Annotated in this window: 15 protein-coding genes and 1 other annotated feature; of the genes, 1 reads left to right on the top strand and 14 read right to left on the bottom strand. The window is 32.6% G+C overall.

Annotated features, from left to right (window positions below):
• Positions 1-42 precede the first annotated feature (42 nt).
• From B7R67_RS05560 to B7R67_RS05590, 7 genes are all read right to left on the bottom strand, one after another.
• Positions 43-1,077, bottom strand: coding sequence for a rod shape-determining protein (locus B7R67_RS05560; protein ID WP_088068350.1), 1,035 nt, complete (start codon positions 1,075-1,077; stop codon positions 43-45).
• A 134-nt stretch (positions 1,078-1,211) separates the two neighbouring features.
• Positions 1,212-1,901: a RadC family protein gene (radC, locus tag B7R67_RS05565; RefSeq protein ID WP_088068352.1), complete on the bottom strand. Its 690-nt coding sequence runs from the start codon at positions 1,899-1,901 to the stop codon at positions 1,212-1,214.
• A gap of 21 nt (positions 1,902-1,922) precedes the next feature.
• Positions 1,923-2,483 carry a Maf family protein gene (locus tag B7R67_RS05570; RefSeq protein ID WP_088068354.1) on the bottom strand — a complete coding sequence of 187 codons (561 nt, stop codon included), beginning with the start codon at positions 2,481-2,483 and terminating at the stop codon, positions 1,923-1,925.
• A gap of 316 nt (positions 2,484-2,799) precedes the next feature.
• A complete protein-coding gene (locus B7R67_RS05575) occupies positions 2,800-3,762 on the bottom strand; it encodes a hypothetical protein (protein WP_088068356.1) in 963 nt (320 codons plus the stop codon).
• Between the two features lie 162 nt (positions 3,763-3,924).
• Entirely contained in the window at positions 3,925-5,640 is a 1,716-nt protein-coding gene (locus B7R67_RS05580; RefSeq protein ID WP_088068358.1) for a sensor domain-containing diguanylate cyclase, read from the bottom strand.
• A gap of 27 nt (positions 5,641-5,667) precedes the next feature.
• Positions 5,668-6,969, bottom strand: a complete 1,302-nt coding sequence (locus tag B7R67_RS05585) for a bifunctional folylpolyglutamate synthase/dihydrofolate synthase (RefSeq protein WP_088068360.1) — start codon at positions 6,967-6,969, stop codon at positions 5,668-5,670.
• Positions 6,970-7,079: 110 nt separating this feature from the next.
• On the bottom strand, positions 7,080-9,722 hold the full coding sequence (locus tag B7R67_RS05590; RefSeq protein WP_088068361.1) for a valine--tRNA ligase: 2,643 nt from the start codon (positions 9,720-9,722) through the stop codon (positions 7,080-7,082).
• 52 nt (positions 9,723-9,774) lie between these two features.
• Positions 9,775-10,009, bottom strand: a binding site (T-box leader).
• A 228-nt stretch (positions 10,010-10,237) separates the two neighbouring features.
• On the opposite strand from B7R67_RS05590, the gene B7R67_RS05595 reads away from it, so the two are divergent.
• Positions 10,238-11,002 (top strand): sporulation protein, encoded by a 765-nt coding sequence (locus B7R67_RS05595; RefSeq protein ID WP_088068363.1) that lies wholly within the window; start codon positions 10,238-10,240, stop codon positions 11,000-11,002.
• 186 nt (positions 11,003-11,188) lie between these two features.
• Here the strand turns inward: B7R67_RS05595 and ysxE are convergent, their stop codons facing one another.
• From ysxE to ccsA, 7 genes are all read right to left on the bottom strand, one after another.
• A complete protein-coding gene (gene ysxE, locus B7R67_RS05600; RefSeq protein WP_088068365.1) occupies positions 11,189-12,220 on the bottom strand; it encodes a spore coat protein YsxE in 1,032 nt (343 codons plus the stop codon).
• Positions 12,221-12,303: 83 nt separating this feature from the next.
• On the bottom strand, positions 12,304-14,322 hold the full coding sequence (locus tag B7R67_RS05605; RefSeq protein ID WP_088068367.1) for a LysM peptidoglycan-binding domain-containing protein: 2,019 nt from the start codon (positions 14,320-14,322) through the stop codon (positions 12,304-12,306).
• 806 nt (positions 14,323-15,128) lie between these two features.
• Positions 15,129-16,415, bottom strand: a complete 1,287-nt coding sequence (gene hemL / locus B7R67_RS05610; RefSeq protein WP_088068369.1) for a glutamate-1-semialdehyde 2,1-aminomutase — start codon at positions 16,413-16,415, stop codon at positions 15,129-15,131.
• Between the two features lie 7 nt (positions 16,416-16,422).
• A complete protein-coding gene (gene hemB / locus B7R67_RS05615; protein WP_088068371.1) occupies positions 16,423-17,409 on the bottom strand; it encodes a porphobilinogen synthase in 987 nt (328 codons plus the stop codon).
• A 36-nt stretch (positions 17,410-17,445) separates the two neighbouring features.
• Positions 17,446-18,207, bottom strand: a complete 762-nt coding sequence (locus B7R67_RS05620) for a uroporphyrinogen-III synthase (RefSeq protein WP_088068373.1) — start codon at positions 18,205-18,207, stop codon at positions 17,446-17,448.
• Positions 18,200-19,132, bottom strand: a complete 933-nt coding sequence (gene hemC / locus B7R67_RS05625; protein ID WP_088068375.1) for a hydroxymethylbilane synthase — start codon at positions 19,130-19,132, stop codon at positions 18,200-18,202. The genes B7R67_RS05620 and hemC overlap by 8 nt, the downstream gene beginning before the upstream one ends.
• A 13-nt stretch (positions 19,133-19,145) precedes the next feature.
• Positions 19,146-19,979: a cytochrome c biogenesis protein CcsA gene (gene ccsA, locus B7R67_RS05630; RefSeq protein ID WP_088068376.1), complete on the bottom strand. Its 834-nt coding sequence runs from the start codon at positions 19,977-19,979 to the stop codon at positions 19,146-19,148.

Here is a 19,979-nt window from a genome sequence, read left to right on the forward strand (position 1 = left end):
ATTATAAGATAACTATAATTTTATCATCTATTCAACTTTATCTTAGCGATAAGAATTAGAAGAATAATTCTTTTTGAAAATATCAATGTTGTCTAATGCTTTACCTGTACCAATCGCAACACAATCAAGAGGGTCTTCCGCAACAATAACAGGCATATTTGTTTCTTGAGCTATTACTTTGTCAAGATTGCGAAGAAGTGCTCCACCACCAGTTAGAACAATTCCACGATCAATTATATCAGCTGCTAATTCAGGTGGTGTTTTTTCTAATGTATTTTTAACTGATTCAACAATCGCTGCTACAGTATCACTTAATGCATTCGCAATTTCTTCACCATAAATTGTAATTGTTTTTGGTAAACCAGAAATTAAATCACGGCCACGGATATCCATTTTTTCATTAATATCAGTTTTAATTGCAGAACCAATTTCAAGCTTTAAATGCTCGGCTGTGCGTTCCCCGATCGCTAAGTTATAGTTCTTCTTAATGTATTGCATAATCGCTTCGTCCATATCGTCACCAGCAGTACGAATCGATTGACTTGTTACGATTCCTCCTAGTGAAATAATAGCTACTTCAGTAGTACCTCCACCGATATCTACAACCATACTTCCTGTTGGTTCCATTACTGGTAAATTAGCACCAATTGCTGCAGCAAATGGTTCCTCAATTAAAAATGCATCACGAGCCCCGGCTTGTCTAGTCGCATCAATAACTGCTCTTTTTTCTACCGCAGTAATGCCTGAAGGTACACAAACCATTACATAAGGTTTACGTGAGAAAAATCCATTACTTTTTTGTGCTTGATGAATATAATGCTTCATCATTGTAGCAGTTGTTTCAAAGTCAGCAATTACTCCATCTTTCATTGGTCTAGTTGCAACAACATTACCTGGTGTACGACCAATCATATTTTTTGCCGAATTACCTACAGCAACAATTTGCTTTGTATCAGTTTGCAGAGCAACTACTGAAGGTTCTCTCACCACAATTCCTTTTCCTTTTACAAAGACTAAAGTATTTGCAGTACCTAAGTCTATTCCTAAATCACGTGTAAATCCGCCTAATCCTAACATATGTATCTTCCTTTCTAAGACGTACAACTTAAATTCATATTTAAAGTATCTATACTATATTTTATTATCGTTAGTAAATAACAGGTTTTTATCCATAACTTACATTATAAAACAATTAGCTACTAATGAACACCCTAAACATGACCTTTTTCTTTTAAACTGACATACTTATGTTCACCAATTATGATGTGGTCTAGTAATTCAATTCCAATAATTTTTCCACATTCGACTAATCGCTTAGTTACTTCAATATCTTCTCTACTTGGCGTTGGGTCTCCACTTGGATGATTATGAAGACAAATAATTGAGCTTGCAGATCTTCGAAAAGCTTCTTTAAAAATTTCTCGTGGATGAACAATTGAAGCATTTAAACTTCCCTTAAAAATAGTTTCACGAGCAAGAACTTGATTTTTCGTATTTAAGTATAAACATACAAAGTGTTCTTGTTCAAGAAATCTCATTTCATCCATCATAAATTTTGCACAATCCTCTGGACTTTTTATAATAAATCTTTCGTCATATTGAAGTCTATTTATTCTTTTTCCTAATTCAAAGGCAGCAATTAATTGTACAGCTTTCGCTTCACCGATTCCTTTAATATTAGATATTTCTTCTATAGACGCGTTCATTAACAATCTTAATCCATCAAATTTTAATAAAAGCTGATTCGATATTTGTAAAACAGATTCATTTTTAGTCCCTGTTCTTAATAAAATCGCAAGTAAATCTTGGTTTGATAAACTACCGGGACCATCTTTCATTAATCGCTCTCTAGGACGCTCTTCTTTTGGATAATCCTTAATGAGGAACGAATTTGTTACCATGGTACCACCTCAAATCAATCGTTAAAAATGTAGCTCATTAAGTTTTTTCTTAACTTTATTGATTGGAAGTCCAACAACAGAGTAATAGTCGCCGTCTATTTTCTCTACGAATGTACCACCATATCCTTGAATACCATATGCACCGGCTTTATCCATCGGTTCTTTTGTATTGATATAATCAATTATTTCTTGATCACTTAAATCACTGAAAGTAATTTGAGTACACACATAAAAGGAACTGCTTTTCCCTTCATTAATAATTGAAACACCTGTATAAACTTCATGCGTATTACCAGATAACATTTTTAACATGGCAAATGCCTCTTCGTTTGATGAAGGTTTACCTAGCTTTTTATCATTATAAGTTACGATTGTATCAGCACCGATTACAACAGCATCTGGAAATTTTTTCGATACATCCATTGCCTTTTCTTCCGCTAATTTCATTACAATTTCTGAAGACTGCAAATTCTGCTCCATTACTTCTTCAATATCACTAGTTTCAATAATAAAAGGGATATTTAACATACTAAGAAGTTCTTTTCTTCGAGGAGATGCAGAGGCTAATATAAGTTTTTTCATTTCATTCACCTATTATTTAATTTTAAAAGGAAGGATACAATTCCATCCTACCTAGATACCCAATATAACACAAATTAGTAAAAAACACTTTTCGTCGCATATTCGTTACTAAAATGTAATATTAATGAAAGTTTTGTTAAGTATTAAAATACCCTAATAATAAAATTTCATTTTCAGTATTTTTATGATATAAAACTTGCATTTTCAATACAAATATGGCAAAAAATTAATTAAATACAAATAAACTAAAGTGAATTTCATCCACAAAAGATTAAATTATATTAATCACATTGTAACAAAAAATACACTAACAAAATTAATTTGTCAGTGTATTTTTTTGCTCTTTTAATATTTTAAACAAAGATAACATATCAGATTGAACTGATTCAGTTACTTTATTAAGACTTTCCTTTTTATTAGTTGACAGTACTTTTTCTATATTTTGTAAGTTTTTAAGCCCTTTTAACAATTGCTTATTTTTTATAAAATCTTTTTGATTACTTAAAATGAGCATCGTAGAACTAATTTGTTCAAGTTGTTTTTCGTTATTATAATTTTTTTGAGTTAGGTATGATAGCATAAAACTAAATGTTTCAACCTCTGCTTTATACATATCAACTGAATGTTTAGGACCTTTATAATCTTCCCCAGCTACGGTCTCTTCTTTTAAATAAGCACTTTTTAATTTTTTCTTGACCTCATCGGCAAGAAAAGTACTATCTTTTCCACTCAAAGCAATCACTACAAAATAAGCATTATTTTTTTCGTAAATGATCGGTGAATAGCCTAATGAAGAAACTTCTTTTACATTTTTCTTTGCAGACTCCATACTTTTAAACATTCCAACTTGTGCTAAATCAAATTTAACTAGTGGAATCTTTGCTTGGCCTTGTGAAACAGTTCCTGACACTAATTCACTTTTATTAGTTGGGCTTAAAGCATCCGGTTTTGATTGTTTAAATATTCCTAAAAAAACAAATCCAAAACAAATACCTATTAAGCTTGCACTAATAATAGAAATAATAATACTTTTAGAAGGAGATTTCTTAGAGAAAAATGTGATCCTCTTTTTCGGCTTCTTTAATTTTTCAACTGGTTTATTTTTCTTCTTTTTCACATCATCCAGTACAATCACTTTTTTCCCTATTCCGTCTGGTGTTGGTAAAACCCATCCAAATTCTTCGTTTTTTTCTACACGATCCTGAGGTGTCGTAGCACCTTCTTTAAATTCCTTTTCCTCACCATTAATTTTAATTGATATTTTTGAGGACTTGTCCATTTGAATCCTCCTACTACTTTATTTTAAAACGTAAAAAAATACTAACACACAATTTCAAAAAAACTCGCCGACATTTGTCGAGGGCAAGCATGTATCGTGCAACAAAAAATTACATTAAATTTCACCTTTCCTAAATAAAAAAACATCAGCATCGCTGATGTTTTACTTGCTATATAGTGCAACCTTATTTCTTCCTGCATTTTTTGCTTCAGTATACATTGCTCTGTCAGCGCATCTAATCAAATCTGTTGGTTCGGTTGCAACATTTGGTGCCAATGCTGCTCCGATACTAGCTGTTATTGTTAAACAAACTTGTTGGTCTACGTTCGTCATGTGGTTTGTAACAGAGAAAGGAACATTTTCAAGTGTTGTTCTTATTTCTTCAGCAATCACGTATGTTTCATTATCACTAAAGTTTTCAAGCAATACGGAAAATTCTTCTCCACCGAAACGTGCAACTAAGCCTTTATCACCAACTACTTTTTTAATTCTTTGAGCGACTTCGATTAGCACTTCATTTCCAGCCTGATGCCCATATTGATCATTTACTCTTTTAAAATAATCTAAATCAATTAATAGTAAAGAAATTGACTTAATTTCAAATGTTTTTAAACGGACAAATTCATTTTTAATTTTAGATTCGAGATATTGAAAATTATATAACCCAGTTAAAGAATCAATCTCACTTTTTATTTTCGTCTCTAAATAAAATCTTGCATTTTCAATAGCAATCGCTAAGTATAATGCTAAAATTTCTACCATTACAACTTGATATTTTTTATAAGCATTTTTTTGTTCTGAAGCAATTGAAAGTACACCAATTACCTCTTGGTTTTTTATAATTGGAATTGATAATAAACTTTCTGCATCCATATATTTCAAGTGGTCATTTGTAAACCATTGTGAACGACGATTAAAAATGTATTCTTTTTTGTCCTGAAATACTTTTTCTGAAATTGATCCTTCAAATAAATTAAAATTTGGGGAACTAAATGTTTTTTCGTCCGGTTTATTTCGAAAATATCGTTTTAATTCTAGCGAATTGTCTTTTACTAAAAACAACATGCCATTCGAAACTGGAATCAATGATGTTAATTGGTCAAAAAACTCGTCAATAACTTCTTCTTCTTCCATTCTTTGTGACATCTTTTGACTAATTTTCATTGTTTGTTTTAAGTACTTATTCATATTTAGTGCAGAAGATAAAGAATTTAAAATAATCATTAAGATAATATAATAAATTGCTATGTAGAATAAAGTGATGTACCCTTTCGTTTCAAGCATTAAATAAAGACTTATTCCAATTGGATACATTAACAAAGAGATAAAAAGATCCCATTTAAATTCTCTATTCAATATATTCATTTCTCTTTTATATAAATATACGGTTACAAAATAAATAATAATTTGGTTTATCCAAAAAGATGCAAGAGTATAAACGAATATAGGAATTAAAATACTCAAAACTTCTTTCGTACCACTCGGAGCAATTTTCCCACCAACTAAATCAAAAAATAGTGCACTCCCGACCGAACAAATTGCAAACATCATTGAATTAAGTGGCATTCGATACAACGTTTTCTTCGTAATACTTATTCTAATGTATAAAAAAGCATATGCTAGTTGACTTATTAAGAGTTCAGCAAATAAACCATAAGTTAAAAATGTTAAAATTGAAATCCCTATAATAAAAGAAAAGGTCGCATCATTAATTTTAATTGGCATATTCGCAACAATTAAGAATAAGCCGATAATAATGTAAAAATTCGAGCTCTCAATATGTCCAAGGGGGCTAATCATATTTGCATAATAAAATATGATAGGCATAATAATGATCCAAGTAATCCAAATTAACCTATTACTCTGCTTACTTACCATGATTAGATCCCCCTCCTTATACCCATTCTAATCGAATTTTGTTAATAAATATTGTCTCACATCTGAGATAAAATATAAAGAACCAGTTAGTAATAAAATCCCATTTTTTTGAATTTTTTTTATATTCTTATCAATCGCAGTATAAAAATCACTTTCGTACCTTAAATCCAGTTCTTTAGCACTAGCTATTAAATCATCATCGCCCATCGCTCTAGGGAAATCAAACGTTGTCATGATTATATTATCTGTCATTTCTCGTAATTCTTTTACCATTTCACTAACGTTTTTATCCTTTAAAGCAGAAAATATGATTGTTATTTCTTTATCATGAAAATGATGATGAATCGTATTTACTAAACTTTTAATTCCTTCTACATTATGTGCTCCGTCAATATAAATTATTGGATCTGAAGCTATTTTTTCTAATCTACCTGCTTTTTGTGCTATCTTTAATCCTCTTTTTATATTTTCTTCACTAATATCCATTCCATATACTTTTTGTAATAACTGAACCGCCAAAATTGCACATGATGCATTCCTAACTTGGTGCTGTCCAAGCATTGTAAGTTCAACATTCTCGATGGTTTTACCGATTCCCAGGAAATTAAATCTTTCTGTATTTTCGGTTTTAACTGGTGTACTAAAAAATTCCTTTCCGTACTCGAAATAATCTGCCCCATTCTTTATCGCCATATTTCGAATAATGTTTAGTGATTCTTCTTTTAATTCAGCTGTAATGATCGGAATTCCATTTTTGATAATTCCTGCTTTATGCATCGTAATTTCTTCAATCGATTTACCAAGGATTTGTTCATGATCATGGCCAATGCTAGTAATGATACTAATTAGTGGTGTCATCACATTTGTACAGTCCTCTAACCCACCTAAACCTACTTCAACTAAAAATAAATCGTTATCTTTTACTTTTCCAAAGAAGTAAAATGCCATTGTTGTAATAATTTCAAATTCTGTAGGTGCTCCACACGGCAACTGTTCAACTTCTTCAACGATTGGAACCATTCGGTTTACTAATTGAATAAATTCATTTTCAGTAATCATTTCACCACAGAACATAATTTGTTCACGGTAATCTAATATATACGGTGATGTAAATGCACCGACTTTGTATCCAGCTTCTAGTAAGATGCTCTGAAGATAAGCGATTGTTGATCCTTTTCCATTTGTGCCAGCCACATGAATTGCCTTAACACTAAGATGTGGATTATCTAATCGAACAAGCATTTCTTCCATTCTTTGTAACCCAGGTACAATTCCAAACTTTGTTCTACTATGCATCCAATTTAATGCTTCTTCATATGTATTAATCATGATACCCCTACCTTTATCTTAAAAAAACGACGAATCAGTATGATACTAAATTCGTCGTTTCTCTATCTTACAAATTTTTTACGGTCAATTTCATAGCCCGCTTAAATTTTTTATTTACTTAATTCAGCGATACGAGCTCTTACAGATTCTTGTTTTTCAAGATAGTCTTTTTCTTTACGACGTTCTTCTTCAATTACTGCTTCTGGAGCCTTCGCTACAAATCCTTGATTACTTAATTTCTTTTGAACACGCTCAACTTCACTAGTCCATTTTTCTAATTCTTTTTCTAAACGTTTTTTCTCTTCATCTAAGTTAATTAATCCTTCAAGAGGAAGGTAAATTTCTGCTCCACTTATTACTGCTGACATACATTTCTCAGGTGCAGTTAAGTTTGTAGAAATTGTTAATTCTTCTGGATTACAGAAACGTTCGATATAAGAACGATTTTCTTCTAATGCAGCTGCAATATTCTCATCTTTAGCAGAAATCATCAGTTGAACTTTCTTGCTCATAGGTGTGTTTACTTCAGCGCGAATATTACGAACTGAACGAATAAGCTCAACTAAAATTTTCATCGTTTCAGAAGCCGCTTTATTTGTTAATTCTTCCTTAACTGTTGGCCAAGCAGAAACTGTAATTGACTCACCTTTATGAGGTAAAGATTGCCAAATTTCTTCAGTTACGAATGGCATGAATGGATGTAAAAGCTTCATCGTGCTTTCTAACACATGTGCTAGAACTGAACGAGTCATATTTTTCGCATCTTCGTTGTCACCGTATAATGGAATTTTAGCCATTTCAATATACCAGTCACAAACATCATCCCAGATGAAGTTATAAAGTACACGGCCAACTTCTCCAAATTCATAACGATCAATTAAAGATGTTACACTTTCAATCGTTTCATTTAAACGAGTTAGAATCCATTCATCTGCAACAGATTTTTCTTTCGTTAAATCAATATTTTCATATGTGAAACCTTCCATATTCATTAAAGCAAATCGAGAAGCGTTCCAAATTTTATTTACAAAGTTCCAAGTAGCTTCTACTTTTTCAATACTAAAGCGTAAATCTTGACCTGGTGCACTTCCTGTTGTTAAGAAATAACGTAATGAATCCGCTCCGTATTTCTCGATAACATCCATTGGGTCAACCCCGTTACCAAGTGATTTACTCATCTTACGACCTTGTTCGTCACGTACTAGTCCATGAATTAATACATCATTAAAAGGACGTTGACCAGTAAACTCGATTCCTTGGAAAATCATTCGAGATACCCAGAAGAAAATAATATCATAACCTGTTACTAAAACATTTGTTGGGAAGTAAGCTTGGAAATCTTTACTTTCTTCATTTGGCCAACCAAGTGTTGAGAATGGCCATAGAGCTGAACTAAACCAAGTATCTAAAACGTCATTATCTTGATTCCAGTTTTCAATATCAGCTGGTGGCTCTTGATTTACATAAATTTCGCCAGTTTCTTTATGGTACCAAGCTGGGATTCTGTGTCCCCACCATAATTGACGAGAAATACACCAATCGCGAATATTTTCCATCCAACGAAGATAAGTTTTTTCAAATCGATCTGGAACAAATTTTACACTGTCATCAGAGTTTTGTAATGCAACTGCAGCATCCGCTAATGGTTGCATTTTTACAAACCATTGTGTTGATAAATACGGCTCAACTACTGCTCCACTACGTTCGCTATGACCTACTGAATGCATGTGCTCTTCGATTTCAACAAGTACACCCATCTCTTGTAAATCTTTAACAATTTGTTTACGACATTCAAAACGGTCCATACCATTGTATTTTCCAGCTTTTTCGTTCATCGTACCATCTTCATTCATTACAAGAATGCGCGGTAAATCATGTCTGTTACCAACTTCAAAATCATTAGGATCGTGTGCAGGAGTTATTTTTACTACACCAGTACCAAACTCCATATCTACATATTCGTCAGCGATAATTGGTATTTCACGATTTACGATTGGTAACATAACCGTTTTACCAATCATTGCTTTGTAGCGTTCATCTTCTGGATGTACAGCAATCGCAGTATCACCTAGCATTGTTTCAGGACGAGTAGTTGCAATTTGAATTTTTCCAGATCCATCAGTTAAAGGATATTGCATATGGTAGAATGCACCTTGAACATCCTTATAAATTACCTCGATATCTGATAAAGCAGTTTTTGTCGCTGGATCCCAGTTGATGATGTATTCACCACGGTAGATTAAACCTTTATTATAAAGTTTTACGAATACTTCTTTTACCGCATCAGATAAACCTTCATCTAAAGTAAAACGCTCACGAGAATAGTCTAAGCCTAATCCAATTTTTTCCCATTGAGAACGAATGTGAGAAGCATATTCCTCTTTCCACTCCCATGCTTTTTCTAAGAATTTTTCTCGACCTAAATCATATCTTGATAAGCCTTCTTCACGTAACTTAGCTTCAACTTTAGCTTGCGTAGCAATACCAGCATGATCCATACCAGGAAGGTACAAAACATCAAAGCCTTGCATACGTTTTGTACGCGTTAAGATATCTTGAAGTGTTGTATCCCAAGCATGCCCTAAGTGTAATTTTCCTGTTACATTAGGTGGTGGGATTACGATAGTATATTTCGGTTTTTCTGATTCTACTTGAGCTTCAAAAAACTTTCCATCTAACCAAAATTGGTAACGATCTTTTTCAACTAAACTTGGATCATACTTTGTTGATAATGATTTTTGTGTTGTTTCCATTCGTTTCATCTCCTCTAAATTTTATGTAAAATAAAAAACTCCACTCATCCTTGAAAAGGACGAATGGAGTTAAATTCGCGGTACCACCTTTTTTTGTCAGAAATACAGAAAATTATCTGACACACTTAAAAAAGATAACGGATCATCCGGTAACTTCTATTCGCAAAAAGCTTTCGAAGTCACTGCTCAAGGGCGACATTCCAACTCTATATTCTAGAAACCTCCCACCAAATGGTTTCCTCTCTGAAGAACTAGTTCGCTGTACTCTTCCCTATCATTGCATTTCATTATGAATATATGTAATATACTACAAAATTTCCTTAACCTTAGTCAACATTATTTCTAATTTCTTTTTAGATTATTCAAGATGTGTCAATATTGTACCACATTTTTTAATACATAAAAAAAATTAGAAAAGTAATTGTAAAGATTTTTTAACATTCTGGTATACTAGTAAATATTTAAGTATGCGATAATCATTAAGTATGTAGATATAATTATTTAGGGGGATATTCATGGGTTTATTTAAAAATTCATTAGCTCGTGTACTCGGAATTGGAGGAACGAGAATAGATACTAAGCTTGAAAAAACAGAATATCAAGCAGGTGAACGCGTAAAAGGTGAATTACATATAAAAGGTGGTAAGGTTAAACAAGAATTAGATTCCGTCTTTTTACATGTCATGACTGAATATAAAGTTGAATCAAATGATAAAACTCAAAATAAAAATGGTACTTTACAAAAAGTAATCGTGTCAGTTGATCGAATCATAAACGCAAACGAAGAAGTTGTCATTCCATTCTTTTTCACATTATCTGAAAATACGCCAGTATCACTTCATAAATCTCATATTTGGATCAAAACTCATCTAGAAATTGAAAAAGCAGTTGACCAATATGATGCTGATGGCATTCAAATTGTACCTTCTATTGGATTAAAAACTGTTATCCAAGCACTTCAGGATGAAGGTTTTGTTCTAAGAGACAGTGAAAACAAGAAGAAATACGGAAAAATCATTCAAGAGTTTGAATTTTATCCAATGAATGGCGAATTTAAAGGTAAATTAGAAGAGGTCATCGTAACTTATTTAAGTTTCGAAAAAACAGTTGATTTAATTCTTCAAATGGATCAAATACAAAGTGGTTCTTCTAATAAATTCTCTAAATTATTTGGAACAGATGAAAATAATATAAGAATATCTTTTTCAAAAGATCACATTACAGACAAACAATTTGTTCGCACAAGTATATTAAATGGTATTAAACGTAATATAAAATAAAATTGATATTAACCCATCTAGTTATTTTCTAGATGGGTTTTTTGTATACAAAGTTCTGTTAACTCAGATTTTCAGACTGATTGAAAATATTGTCTATCTATGCGTGAAGCATCCCTAGCGGAGTTACCATAGAGGTAAAGAGCACAGGCGAAGCAACGAAGAAAGCAAGCATTTGTCAAAAGTAGGTTATAAATTATCAATCGATTTAGCCGCCTCAATATCCTCTTGAATTTTAGAAACAAAATGTTCAATATTTATCATATGCCAATATGCATTTAGTAAATCCTTCACATTATCTTTTTCGTTATTTATACCCGACCGTTTCATATATTTAGAAATTTTTGATGCAAACTGGGTTGGATACGCCATATAACTAAAAAATAACATTCTTTCCTCTTCCCTCAACGAAAAATTCTTTTCATACGTCTTTAGCCAATTATTACGATCTGATTGTTGAATTGGGTAAGTTTTAAAAGAACTTTTATAATAATTCGTTAAATCTTGGATTGGCGTCGTCTCTTGTGCATTTTCTAAATTTATGAACACACCTTCTCCTCTTTTATTTACAAGAAAATGTGAAATAGATAAACTTCCATGGTTCATTACAATCCTAGTATTTTCTGTATCTTTCATTTTTTTGTACCACTCATCTAATTGGCCTCTTGCAAATTGATGGGCACTTAATACCTTATGAAAATAAGTGCAATAGCTAAGTTCATAAGGTGACATATACCAATTACTTTCAGCCACCTCAATAAAACTTTCTAATACTTCCTTATCTTTACTCCATCTTTTTGTTAACGTGTCATAATGTGTCTGTAACTGTTCTTTATCAATTTTTTTCTCCTTTTGAGTACGATTGTGCATCTTACCAAGTGATGTAAACATTCGTTGAAAGTGTAAATTTTCATCTGACCTTGAATCTACACTTTCAATCCAAGGCATTAAATAATAATGCTTAGTATTAAATTCAACAACATAATCACCGTTTTGAGTATGATAGATAGGTACAACATTTCGAAAGCCTTTATCTTGTAACGAACGTACATTATCTATTAAATTATTTCTGTAAATCCGTTCAACATTCGCTTCTTTAAGTGCAAACACTCCTTGATTTGTGTAAACCTTTATTACTTTTCCAACTGTTTCAAAATAATTTGGAACAATATGATATTGTGCTAAAATGACGCTTATTTCATCTTTAGGTTTAGTATTCAAGCTGCGTCACTCTCACTTTCTAAATGAGTAAAAGCCTTGTATTAGTAGACAAGTATCTAAACTAATACAAAGCTATCATCATATTATTGTTTTATTGCAGTTACCGGAATATAAACTATTTGGCCTTCCGATAAAAATTCATCGTTTAAATTATTAACACGATTTAATTGCTGAGTTTGTAAATTGTATTTTTTAGCGACAGATTCGATCGTATCTCCATTTTGTGCTAGATATAGTTTTAATTTTGAATAGGACTCTTCTTTCCCTTCACCAGTAAACAAACTTGAAATAAGATTATCGCTCTTAATACTTCTTGCTTCACTAACTTCTTGTTTTGCTTCCTCTTTCACAACATTCTTTGCTTCAGCTTTTGCCTCCGTTTTTTGTTCAACCGGTGGAGCTTCCCCCTCTACATGAGCTTGATAATATTCAGCATAGTAAGGCGGAGTCTGGCGTACATCATTTGGATTTACATAAGAATTTGGTTGAGCAACTTGAGGGTATGGATTTTGGTAAATTGGCTGCTGCTGATTATAAGAAAATGGAGCCTGTTGATATTGTTGGTTAACATATGGTTGATAACTTTGTTCTACCGAACGATTAAATTGCTCTTCATAATTTTGTGATTCTTTTTCAACATTCTTTTCGTTATTCAAATAATTTTGTAATGAACTATAATCATTGTTTAAAAAGCTAGGACGTGTATTTACATTATTATTTAAAAAGCTTTGTTGTCGATTAGACTCTTTATTAAAATCTTGTTGTTGTGAACTATACTCATTAAAAGTGTTTTGTTGTTGAGTGTAATCATTATTTAAAGTGCTTTGCTGTTGAGTGTAATCATTATTTAAAAAGCTTTGTTGTTGAGTGTAACCATCATTTATAGTGCTTTGTTGCTGAGTGTAATCATTATTTAAGAAACTTGGTCGCTCAGTAGGAGTATTATTTAAATTACTAACAGTCTGTTCACTGTATTCATTTATTTGTTCAACTTCATGTTCACTTTGCTCATCCATAAAGAAGTTAGCTTCAGGAGTGTTATCATTATGATTAGAGGAATGTTGTTCAATTGATTCGGCTGATATATTAAACCCTCTAAACACTTCCTCATATACTTCTTGAGCTTCTGATGATTCTTCTGATTGTTCTTCTAATTGCACTTCGGATTGTGCTTCTATTTGGACGTCGTATTGTTCTTCTAATTGTTCTTCGGATTGGGCTTCTATTTCTTCTTCCGATTCAGCATGTATTTGTGTCTCGTAATAAACTTCCGATTGCTCTTGAGCTTGATCCTCTTCTAATTCAGCTTCATTCGTTTCCTCAAAGTCGTAATAATGCTCTGCTTCGTTATCTACAGCTTCAACTCGCTCTTCTATTCCTTCTTCTGGCTGGAACACTTCTAAATAAGTTGGCTGCTGAGGATATGTTTCTTGCTCTTCTTGTTCATCATCTTCTTCAAGTGATTGAATCCAATCGCTGCCATAGAGATTATCTTGATCATTTTTTTCTTCGTTAGTAGATTGATGAAAGAACTGGAACTGTTCTACTTCTTCCCTTTCTTCCTGATGCTCAAACCCATCACCACTTGAACGATAGTCATTTTCATACGTGTAGTTATTATACTGTTCATGCATTCTTTGTTCATGATAAGTTTCTATTGCTCTATTGTGATCATGAAGACCAGAAATACATAAATCAGCTGCAATCTGAATACTACCTTTTTCAGCTAATTGATAATCAAAAGTTTCTACTGTAACACACAAGTTTTCTAAATCAGTTATTCTAGTTAATGGGATTGAAATGTCTACTGGGAACTGATGATTTAACTCACAGCTTCCATCCTCAAGAGTTACTACATTTTCAACCATTCTTGAAGGTGCTAATTCCCTTAACGAATAATAATCACCTTGATACCCCACTTCAGGCGCATAATTACCTTCTAAAGTTAAGACACCCTTTACTTGAACATAATCATCAAATTGCTGTATAGTAATGTCTGGATTTAACGAGAGTGATCTTACCTCTTTAACTTCCTGTCCTTTTTGGAACCAGACAGTCTCTTTCAATGAAAAGCGAATATTTGTTTGATTTTCTGAAGACACCTTAATGTCCTCCTCTCATCGTCCAATTTGGTCTATGACATTACATTTTTATGAAAGAAACGAAAAATTTATGAAGAAAAGATTGATATTTTCTCATAAGAAAGATTTATTAAGAGCATGGTCTTATGAGCAGGATTACAGAAATACATTAAGTGCAGGGATTAGGACGTGCAGGATCAAGGGAAAATTAAGTGTAGGGGTTTAGGGTGTACAGGTATAAGGTATAAGGTTTAAATTCACATCTTTATTTACCGGCTTTGATTACTGGGCAATTTTTTTGATATTGTTTTACTGGCAGAATATAGACTCCTATCATTCGAAGAGTGGGGGTATCTTGTCTGATGTTAAACTTGTTGGTGATTTTATTAAACGGTTTTAAAGATAATTTGCTGGTTTTCATCATTTTTTTTATAGGTTTTAGAAAGAATTAGAATAAAATTGTTAGTTTTCCATTTAAAAATAGCAAATTAGTTACAATTTCACTTCATAATACCTTAACAGGTATGGGTAAGTTTTTAACTTATTTGCGATTATCAGAGTTTTATTAGCTATTTAGCTAATTTTATTTGCGATTTTGCTATTTTATTTGCTATTCTTAAGAATTTATTTGCAGTTTAGGCTTTATTTGCCTCTACTTTTCTTTTATTCACAGCCTTACCAACTTTATTTGCACTTCACACAGACTTATTTGCACACTACTCAAAGCTCATTAACTTCTACTTCTCTTTTATTCGCAGCCTTACCAACTTTCATTGCACCTAACAAAAAAAGAGGTGCCCCAAAAAATTGGGACACCATCTACTATTTTATACTAATTGCGAAAAAGCATATTCAGCCGCTGCAATTGTTTTTTGAATGTCTTCATCTGAATGCGATGTAGATAAGAATAAGCCTTCAAATTGTGAAGGTGGTAAGAAAATACCTTGTTCAGCCATTAACTGATAGTATTTAGCAAACATTTCTAGATTAGATGTTTTTGCTTTTTCGTAGTTTTCAACTTTTTCGTTTGTAAAGAAGAATCCTACCATTGAGCCAGCTCTATTGATACAATGAGGGATATTGTATTTTTCAGCTGCTGCTTTATAACCCGCTTCTAACATGTCTGCCTTACGGTTAAATTCAAAGTAATCTTCTTCAGATAATTGACTTAACGTTTCATATCCAGCCGTCATCGCTAATGGATTTCCTGAAAGTGTTCCTGCTTGATAAATTGGTCCACTTGGAGCAATTTGATTCATGATTTCAGCTTTTCCACCATATGCGCCAACTGGAAGGCCTCCACCAATAACTTTACCTAAACATGTGATGTCAGGTGTTACGCCGAAATGCCCTTGTGCACAATTGTATCCTACACGGAAACCAGTCATAACTTCATCAAAAATTAAAATTGTACCGTATTGTGTTGTCAGTTCTCTTAAGCCTTCTAAAAAGCCTTTAACTGGTGGAACAACACCCATGTTACCTGCAACTGGTTCTACAATGATTGCTGCTAGATCATCACCAAATTGTTCGAAAGCATATTTTACGCTTTCTAAATCATTGTAAGGAACAGTAATTGTATTTGATGCAACTCCAGCAGGTACACCTGGGCTATCTGGTAAACCAAGAGTAGCAACTCCTGAACCAGCTTTGATTAATAAAGAATCACCATGTCCATGGTAGCATCCTTCAAATTTTAATATTTTGTTTCGTCCAGTAAATCCACGAGCAAGTCGTAAAGCACTCATTGTTGCTTCAGTTCCTGAGTTTACCATTCGTACAACTTCGATTGAAGGTACTCTTTCAATGACAAGTTTCGCTAACTCAGTTTCTTTTAATGTTGGTGCTCCAAAACTAGTACCAGTTTCAGCAGTACGTTTTAAGCCTTCTACAACTCGTTCATTCGAATGACCTAAAATTAGCGGTCCCCATGATAATACGTAATCAATATATTCATTACCATCAATATCATAAATTTTAGAACCTTTACCATGGCTCATAAAAATTGGTGCCATATTAACACTTTTAAATGCACGTACCGGACTATTTACTCCACCAGGAAGTACTTGTTTTGCTTCTTCAAAAGCTTCAATTGACTTGTTGTATGATCTCATTATTTCATTACTTCCCTTCTGATAACCATCTGCAAGCATCTTTAGCATGATAAGTCATAATCATATCTGCCCCAGCACGTTTCATACTAATTAATTTTTCCATTACGATTTTCTCTTCATCAACCCAATCGTTTAATGCCGCAGCTTTAACCATTGCGTATTCACCACTTACATTATAAGCAACAATTGGTTGATGATAGTTATTACGAATATCACGAATAATATCTAAATATGAAAGCGCAGGTTTAATAATTAAGAAATCTGCCCCTTCAACTGTGTCTGATTCTGCTTCACGGAAAGCTTCTAAACGATTTGCTGGATCCATTTGATATGCTTTACGATCACCTTGACCTGGTGCACTTTGAGCAGCTTCACGGAATGGTCCATAAAATGCCGAAGCATATTTTACTGCGTAAGACATAATCGGAATATGATCAAATCCTGCTTCATCTAAAGCTTGGCGGATTGTTGCAACGAAACCGTCCATCATATTTGAAGGAGCAATAATATCTGCACCAGCCTGTGCTTGGCTAACAGCTGTTTTTGCTAATAGTATTAACGATTCATCATTATTAACATACCCATCTTCTAAAACTCCACAATGTCCATGATCTGTATACTCACATAAACATGTATCAGCAATAACAACCATTTCTGGGTATTGCTCTTTTGTTTGAGAAATCGCTCTTTGCACAATTCCAGTCGCACAGTAAGCTTCTGAACCAACTGCATCTTTCACATCAGGAATACCAAAGAAAATAACAGATTTAATACCTAATGATACGATTTCATCCATTTCTTTTTTTAATTCATCTAATGAAAATTGAAAAACACCTGGCATTGAATTAATCGGATTTTTTACACCTTGTCCTTCAACAACAAAAAGTGGATAAATAAAATCTTCTTTATGTAAATGATTTTCTCTAACCATAGAGCGTAAAGCTGGTGTTTTTCTTAAGCGACGGTGACGATCAAACGGAATAGAATAAGTCATTTTTTTCTTCTCCTTTTTTAATAGGATGACATGATACTACATATCATCTGCTATTTTTTTTAGTAATGATTCAATTGTAAATTTAGTAGGAATAATAATATTATGAAAACCTTTTTCCCTAGCTTTTAAAGCAGTTACTTCCCCAATACAGGCGAATTTAATATTTTGCAATTCTATTATACTAAATATATTTTCAATCAAAAAACTAAACTGCTCTACGCTAAATGGGTTTAAAAATGTTATTACATCTATTTTTTTATTTTTTAAAAGGTCGATTAGTTCATTTTTGACACTTACATTAGCAATCGTTTCATAAACAGTTAGTTGAGTAACGCGATGTCCATTTTCACCAAGAATTCTTGGTACATTATCACTTGCTAAAGAGCCTCGTATAAATAAAAACTTAGTTCCCTTATCTACTTTATAACTTAACTCGTTAGCTAATGTTTTACCAGTATATTGACTTGGAATGAATGATACTTCGAATCCTTCTTTTTGTAACGCTTTCTTTGTTTTCTCACCGACAGCGCCAATTTTTTTTTGATGAACTTTTTGAATTAGTTCATTTGTAATATTTTGCACAAAGTATTTTACAGAATTAACGCTTGTAAATAAAATCCAGTCCGTTTCATGAACGTATTTTTCCAATTGATCAATAAAAATTGGACGTTTGACTATTTTTTGAAGTGGAAGATTAATAGGACGACCACCAAACTGAAGAATTAAATGATTTAACTCCTCAGCTTGATGCTCTGCCCTTGTCACTAAAATATTTATTCCATTTAAGGAATTATTCATCCGCTGCCTCTTTTACAGAGTCGATAATCTCTTTTGCTCCACGTTCAATTAACAGATTAGCTGCTTTTTCACCGATTTCTGTTGGATCAGTGCCTTTAACAGCTTCTTTTAAGATGATAGAACCATCTGGTTTTGCTACTAATGCAGTTAAAGTGATTTCACTTTGTTCATTGATTGTTGCAAAACCTGCTATAGGAACTTGACAACCACCTTCCATTTTATGAAGGAATACACGTTCAGCTTCTACTGTTGTATAGGTTAATTCATCATTCAGTCTATTTAATAGTTCACGAATTTCAGAATCATTTTCACGACATTCAATAGCAAGTGATCCTTGACCAACTGCTGGTACACAAATTGTTTCATCGATGTACTCTGTAATACTATCTTCAGCCCAACCCATTCTAGTTAATCCAGCGGCTGCTAGAATAATTGCGTCATATTCATTATCTTTTAGTTTTTGAATACGTGTGTCGATATTTCCACGAATCCATTTAATTTGTAGATCTGGTCGAACTGCTTTAATTTGCGCACTTCTTCTTAAACTACTTGTACCAACTATTGATCCAGCTTCAAGCTCCATTAGCCCTTTTCCACTATTAGAAAGTAGTGCATCTCTTGGATCAACACGTTTTGGTGTACAACCAATCATTAAACCTTCTGGTAAAATAGCTGGCATATCTTTCATACTATGTACAGCTAAATCTATTTCATTCGTCAGCATTGCATGTTCGATCTCTTTAACGAATAAACCTTTTCCGCCAACTTTCGAAAGAGTCACATCTAGTATGACATCACCTTTTGTGACAATTTCTTTTAATTCAAATTCATAATCAGGTGCAACCTCTTTTAGCTTCTCTACAAACCACTTTGTTTGTGTTAATGCTAATTTACTTCTCCTTGTACCAACCACTATTTTACGCATAGTTTACAGCTCCTTACGTACTCCATAAATGAAACTTTGAATATAGATTTGAAACAACATAATTTCCGAACAATACTAAGAAGCAACATATGTTAAATAGGCAAAGCGATTTGCCATAGAAACGGTTACTTACTTTTAAATACATAAATGTACTATACATAATTAAAACAAAAAACGAGCCAATTACTTTCATATCATACCAAACAAAGGTGTGTAATCGTATACTCGCCCAAATTACACCTAAAATAAGGGAAGTTAGCATAAGCGGAACACCAAATAAGTTAAATGTAATAAACATTTTTTCCAACTTACCTAAACTTCCCAATTTTTTTAAATGCGATGACCATTTCTTCTTTTTTAATAAAAAATATTGGAAAATGTACATCACTGAAAAAATAAAGGACAGGGTAAAGGCACCGTATGCTAAAAAAGCAAGTCCAATATGGATATATAATAATTCCGATTTTAACTGATCAACTAATGTTGCCGTTTTCCCAGCTTTTGGAATTAAAATTGACAACGAAAATACTAAAAATGAAACTACATTTGTAAAAAATACTAAGTATTCTAGTTTTACTAACCAATTAATAATCATTGATAAAGAAATTATTATCCAAACATAAATATATAGCCCTTCTCTAGATGTGATAAAGGAATATAGACTGAATTGGCTAATGGTGTAAATCATCAAAACAGTAGAAAACACCCAAACAATTGCTAATAAATAGAAGGCTATACGACTTGCCATTCTATTTGTATCAATGAAATCGATAAAAGAAAAAACGATACTCCATGCAAACAATAAGATTAATAAGTGGTAGATAAAACTACTTTCCAAAAGCGCCAC

This window comes from Gottfriedia luciferensis (genome assembly GCF_002156865.1).
GTDB lineage: Bacteria > Bacillota > Bacilli > Bacillales > Bacillaceae_G > Gottfriedia > Gottfriedia luciferensis.

What these genes read in the sequence shown, in the direction of transcription:
- B7R67_RS05560 (WP_088068350.1), bottom strand. Translation starts at nt 1,077, where the DNA reads ATGTTAGGATTAGGCGGATTTACACGTGATTTAGGAATAGACTTAGGT.
- radC (WP_088068352.1), bottom strand. Translation starts at nt 1,901, where the DNA reads ATGGTAACAAATTCGTTCCTCATTAAGGATTATCCAAAAGAAGAGCGT.
- B7R67_RS05570 (WP_088068354.1), bottom strand. Translation starts at nt 2,483, where the DNA reads ATGAAAAAACTTATATTAGCCTCTGCATCTCCTCGAAGAAAAGAACTT.
- B7R67_RS05575 (WP_088068356.1), bottom strand. Translation starts at nt 3,762, where the DNA reads ATGGACAAGTCCTCAAAAATATCAATTAAAATTAATGGTGAGGAAAAG.
- B7R67_RS05580 (WP_088068358.1), bottom strand. Translation starts at nt 5,640, where the DNA reads ATGGTAAGTAAGCAGAGTAATAGGTTAATTTGGATTACTTGGATCATT.
- B7R67_RS05585 (WP_088068360.1), bottom strand. Translation starts at nt 6,969, where the DNA reads ATGATTAATACATATGAAGAAGCATTAAATTGGATGCATAGTAGAACA.
- B7R67_RS05590 (WP_088068361.1), bottom strand. Translation starts at nt 9,722, where the DNA reads ATGGAAACAACACAAAAATCATTATCAACAAAGTATGATCCAAGTTTA.
- B7R67_RS05595 (WP_088068363.1), top strand. Translation starts at nt 10,238, where the DNA reads ATGGGTTTATTTAAAAATTCATTAGCTCGTGTACTCGGAATTGGAGGA.
- hemL (WP_088068369.1), bottom strand. Translation starts at nt 16,415, where the DNA reads ATGAGATCATACAACAAGTCAATTGAAGCTTTTGAAGAAGCAAAACAA.
- hemB (WP_088068371.1), bottom strand. Translation starts at nt 17,409, where the DNA reads ATGACTTATTCTATTCCGTTTGATCGTCACCGTCGCTTAAGAAAAACA.
- B7R67_RS05620 (WP_088068373.1), bottom strand. Translation starts at nt 18,207, where the DNA reads ATGAATAATTCCTTAAATGGAATAAATATTTTAGTGACAAGGGCAGAG.
- hemC (WP_088068375.1), bottom strand. Translation starts at nt 19,132, where the DNA reads ATGCGTAAAATAGTGGTTGGTACAAGGAGAAGTAAATTAGCATTAACA.